The organism is Clostridium sp. AF02-29, from assembly GCF_934835585.1.
Classification (GTDB): Bacteria; Bacillota; Clostridia; order Lachnospirales; family Lachnospiraceae; genus Otoolea; species Otoolea fessa.
The window spans coordinates 1-5,122 of the sequence record NZ_CAKVZK010000062.1; the positions used below are offsets into that span (position 1 = coordinate 1).

At 45.0% G+C, this 5,122-nt stretch carries 4 protein-coding genes; 1 reads left to right on the forward strand and 3 read right to left on the reverse strand.

All coding sequences use genetic code 11. The features are described 5' to 3' along the window. Nucleotides 1–151: 151 nt before the first annotated feature. On the forward strand, nt 152–691 hold the full coding sequence (locus PUQ60_RS11190; protein WP_273483006.1) for a hypothetical protein: 540 nt from the start codon (nt 152–154) through the stop codon (nt 689–691). A 33-nt stretch (nt 692–724) separates the two neighbouring features. Here PUQ60_RS11190 and PUQ60_RS11195 read toward each other — a convergent pair whose 3' ends face one another. From PUQ60_RS11195 to PUQ60_RS11205, 3 genes are all read right to left on the reverse strand, one after another. Next, the gene (locus PUQ60_RS11195; protein WP_273483007.1) at nt 725–1,741 is read right to left on the reverse strand and encodes a metallophosphoesterase; all 1,017 of its coding nucleotides are present in this window, start codon (nt 1,739–1,741) and stop codon (nt 725–727) included. Between the two features lie 58 nt (nt 1,742–1,799). Then, complete coding sequence (locus PUQ60_RS11200) at nt 1,800–2,960, reverse strand: aromatic amino acid transport family protein (RefSeq protein ID WP_273483008.1); 1,161 nt, start codon at nt 2,958–2,960, stop codon at nt 1,800–1,802. Between the two features lie 30 nt (nt 2,961–2,990). Beyond that, the coding region (locus PUQ60_RS11205; RefSeq protein ID WP_273483009.1) for an HsdR family type I site-specific deoxyribonuclease at nt 2,991–5,122 on the reverse strand (2,132 nt) is incomplete at its 5' end.

Genomic DNA, 5,122 nt, shown 5'->3' on the forward strand with positions numbered 1-5,122 from the left:
ATTTTTACATTTTAACAGAAGGTTTTTCTTTTGGGTGGATGTTTTTGATATTTTTAAAAAAATTTATTTCTTATGCAACTTTTCTGAAGACTGTACAGTCTAATCATCAGAGACCTGTAAAAAATGGTTTTATTACGAAAGGAGTTTTATTATGAAAAACAAATTTATCTGTGCACTTTTAACTACTGTGATGGTATTATCTTTTGCTGCCTGCGGCAATGATGGAAACGGAGCTGCTGCCTCTGCGGAAAGCACCGTAGCTTCCGAAAGCCAGGTTACAGAAAGCAATACAGAAGCCAATACTGAAACCGCATCCACCGAAAGCACCTCTACGGCGGAAGGAGCCTATGAAGACAACTTTGCAGTTCCCACAGAGGATGCTACCGCTTTCGCTAAAAAGATCCAGGATGCCGTAGCCGCTGAAGATCTGGATGCTCTCGCTGATCTGGTCAATTATCCGGTCTATGTTGCTCTGGGCGATGGCAGTGTGATCGAAACCAGGGAAGATCTGATTGCCTTAGGTGCAGACAAAATCTTCACCCCTGAGCTGAAAGATTCTATGGCTAATGCTGATCTGTCCGAATTAAGCCCCAGTATGGCAGGCTTCACCCTCTACAGCACCGGTGACGGTCCTAACATCACCTTCAATGTCCAGAACGGAGTACTCGGCATCAGCGGTATCAATTACTAATTTCTACTTTGAACCATTAAGGGGAGCCCATGATCAGGCTCCCCTTACTCGTGTCGAAACAACCGTTGTCAACGGTACCATAGTGATGTCTATGTTGCCATCTGTCTTACGCGTGATCAGCGTGGCTCCCCGCTGGATATATTGCTTCGCGATGCCGGAATATCCCAGATAATCAATGGACATTCCGTAAGTCATGCGGATACCTTTATAGGTCAGTGACAACGTATTCAGATGATCGTGTCCACAGAAGATCCATTTCAGCCAGCCGTTATCCACTGCTTTTTCGAAAAAATGAGGTGGTCGGTTCGATATTCCGAAATACTCATCCTTTTCTCCGATACTGCCGTGTTCATAGATCACACTGTGATCACCTAGTTTCATCTTCTCGTAGGCTTCCTTGAACTCCGCGGGCGGCATGTGGAAAAATGCCATAGCCGGTACTTTTCTCTCGTTCAATTTCTCCATGCACCAGTCCGTCTGGTCCTCATGGATGCAGTCGAAACCGCTGAAAAACCAGCCGTCACCGTACATGTTAGAGTCCAGGTGGATGAGTGGCAGGAGAACTCTGCCTTCTCCATCGATCAGATCGAGTACAAAATTTCCGACGCCGGCAATGGGGTTTTGAGGACTATGCTCATATCTTCCTTTAGTAAAAACAGCGTATTTTCCCGTTGCAAAAATCTCCGCCAGTTGCTCTTTATTGCATGCAGCCCCCATCTCACAGTCATGATTGCCAAAGACAAACGTATAGGGAATCCGAAAACCATCCAGAAACGCTAACAGCTTTTGCGCCTGTTTTCTATTATTCATCGTCCCGCTTTTGGGGAAAAACGGGAACACAGAATCACCGGTCAGGACGATCAGGTCCGGTCCCGTCCGGCGGACCAGCTCCGTCACCGCTTCCAGCGCCAGTCTGTCCTTTTTCCCGGAAAACATGCCGAAACCAAGGTGCAGGTCTGTCAGCTGTAATATTTTATAATCTCTGTCCGTCGGGATGCAAAGGGAAAAAGTCTCTTCGTCCCGAATTTGAAAATTTTGAGAGGTATACATAGGAATCTCTTTTCTGTCACTTAATCTGTTTCACTATTGTATTTGAGTTTTTTTGAAATCAGCTCAACGGGATCAACGCACCGATTGCAGACAGCAGCGTAGACAGCACCATCAGCACCTGAAACGGCACTGTGCCGATCACGCCGCAGATAGGACTGCTGCCGGCTTTTTTCCTGGACTTTCCATAGGTCAGCACCAGCATGATGCTCACCAGTACCACAACGCCACTCATGATCCTGGTCAGAACGATAAAGCTGTTCACGCCAAACACAGCAAACAGAATGCAGGGAACTGTGGCGATCAGCCAGCTGATGCGGTTGCCGCTGCCGATCTGCTCATGAACCACATCGCGGAGGGCGAGAGTATTGCTCCAGAACGTGGTAAGTAAAGCAAACAGGGAAAATACGCCTGCCAGGATCATCGCCCAGGTACCGATGCTCTCTCCCAACTGCATGTATGCCAGTTCTTTTTCCAGTGCTCCCTTGGTTCCCAGGAGAACCGTGCCCGTCACGATCAGGACAAACACTGAAGAAAGCCCAAAACCGATGAAGATGGAGCGGCGAATCTGTTTCGCGTTGCCATCCAGACCTTTCACCACCTGGATCACTGCCTGATTGGCGGAAGTTGCGAATACCACCATGCTGTACAGCGCCAGCAGATTATTCCAGTGGAACTGTGCCCGTTGCAAAGAATTCAGCGGATGCATAAATGTGCCTACCGTCATCACTGCCACAATGCCCATGAGGACAATGACTGCGTATTTCTGCGCGATGCCCACGGCTTTCATGCCGATAAACACCACAACTCCGGCGATCACATAGTACAAAACCTGCGCCGCCACAAAAGGCATTCCGAACCAGTTCACAAAAATCTGGGCGCCACCGTTGATGTTGCCGCTGACACCGATCATAATTGCCAGTCCATAGACAATAAATACACTCCAGCTGAAAATCTGCTTCATTTTCCCATGAAACAACTCTCCTTCAAAGCTTTTCACCAGTTGGACACCTCCGTTATTGTAAGACAGCTCGGCAATGATCAGGTGCAGGATCACGTTCACACAATAGGCGATCAATACCATCCACACGACATCCAGCATGCTGTTCTTCGTGGCAAGATACGGAACGGCGATGATGCCGGTGCCGATGCTGTTGCCGACGATCATGCTGATGGCTTCAAAGGTCGTGAGATGGGCTTCGGATTGGATTGGGTGGGACATAGGGAGGCCTCCTTGGTAAAAAAATGGTGTTTAATCAACACTGTATGGTGCTTTTTCTTCCGCCACTTTCGATAGTTCTCTTTCTGGCATAAATTGATAGAGTTTGTCTTCACTACGAGGTTCCACATTATCTGTCCAAAGTTCGCACTGGCTAATTACTGTGTTGATAGCGTAATCGTAGTCTTCCGGCGGATATTTATACTTTTTCAGAAGTCGCTTAACCATCTTACGCATCTGTGCTCTAGCAGTTTCCTTTTTCTGCCAATCAATAGTACGGTTCTTGCGAAGCATTTCGGTAAGCTCTCGTGTCAAAGCGATCAATTCATCATTTTTATAAAAATCCTTGATATGCTCCGGTTTCGTCAATGCATCATAAAATGCTAACTCTTCCTGCGATAATCCAAGCTTCTCACCATTCTTATAGAGCTCCGCAATCTCTTGAGCTGTTTTCAACAGTTCTTTAATTACCTCTTCATTGGTGATCAGTCCGTTATAGTAAGAATTCATTAACTGAGCGATCTTCTCAGAGAATTTCTGCGACTGCACCACGTTTGTTCTTTTGTACAGAGATACCTGCTCAGCCATAAGTTTTTTCAAGATCTCAACAGCAATGTTCTTTTCCTTCATTCTAGAAATTTCATCCAGAACCGCTGGATCAAACAAGCTGAAGTTTTCACCACCGCTCTTACTGCTGTCAAACAGATTAATAACACCTTCGCTCTGTACTGCTGCCTTAAGGAGATCATTGATCTGATTATTGATCTCTGTAAGCGACAAACTCTTTCCACCTGTTCCGCCGTAAGTAATCTTGATCACTGTAGAGCGTAAAGCTTCCATATAGGCTGCCTCGTGACGTTCCTGCTCTGTTGTCATACTGGAACAAAGCGAATGTGACTGTTTCAAAAGCATTGCTTCTTTTAAGAACATGTCTTTTCTATCAGGAACACTTGCATCCAGAATAAAGTTCACACCACCTGTGATGAGCTTTGCCATTGTAAGTGGAGAACCACCAACAAATCCGCTGAAATCAAATCCATGTAATAAATCTTTACAAACCTGCAGCTTTTCCTGGAACTTTGGATATGCCATCTTGGCAATGTTCATGTCGCCATATTTTGATTGATCGCGCTTAGTATATTCCTTCATTGCTGCTTTCAAAGCAGAGGCAATTCCAACATAGTCTACGATCAACCCGCCCTCTTTATCCTTAAATACACGGTTAACACGGGCGATTGCCTGCATTAGGTTATATCCGCGCATCGGCTTGTACACATACATAGTAGCCAAAGAAGGTACGTCAAAACCAGTAAGCCACATATCGACTACGATGGCGATCTTCATTGGATCATTGTTATCCTTAAACTTTCTAGCCAGTTCTTCCTTATGGGCTTTTGTTCCAATAATCTCTTTCCAGTCCTCAGGATCGTTATTACCACTAGTCATAACAACACCAATTTTTTCTTTCCAGTTCGGACGAATTTCTAAAATGCGCCGATAAATCTTCATTGCAATTGGGCGGGAATAAGCTACGATCATAGCCTTGCCAGTCAATAAATTTGCTCTATATTTTTCGTAATGATTTACAATATCATCGCAAAGCGATTGAATCGTAGAATCAGCCCCTAATACACTTTCCATCTGTCCGAGCATTTTCTTGCTCTTCTCTATCGTCTGTGCATCTGACTGCTGTTCTAATATGTCATATGTCGAATCAATCAGCGCTAATGTATTTTCATCAAGTTTCAGGTGCACAACACGGCTCTCGTAATAAACAGGTCTTGTAGCGCCATCTTCTACAGCCTGTGTCATATCATATACATCGATGTAATCACCAAAAACTTCTCTGGTATTTCTATCCTTAGCCGAAATTGGCGTTCCGGTAAATCCAATAAAAGTAGCGTTTGGCAATGCGTCATGAATAACTCGGGCATTACCAATTACAGTATGCGCTTCCTTTTCACCTTTTTCGTTCTCCGACATAACGATTTTTTCATCAAAGCCATACTGGCCACGATGTGCTTCGTCTGCCATAACAACAATATTTCTGCGTTCGGAGAGTGCTTTCTCACCACGCTCGAACTTAAACATAGTTGTAAATATAATTCCATTTGCATTTCTGCCATCAAGAAGCGCCTTTAAATTCTCCTTGCTTTCAGCTTGTA

Bases quoted from the DNA above. Each gene is read 5' to 3' on its own strand.
- PUQ60_RS11200 (WP_273483008.1), bottom strand. From the start codon at position 2,960: ATGTCCCACCCAATCCAATCCGAAGCCCATCTCACGACCTTTGAAGCC.
- PUQ60_RS11190 (WP_273483006.1), top strand. From the start codon at position 152: ATGAAAAACAAATTTATCTGTGCACTTTTAACTACTGTGATGGTATTA.
- PUQ60_RS11195 (WP_273483007.1), bottom strand. From the start codon at position 1,741: ATGTATACCTCTCAAAATTTTCAAATTCGGGACGAAGAGACTTTTTCC.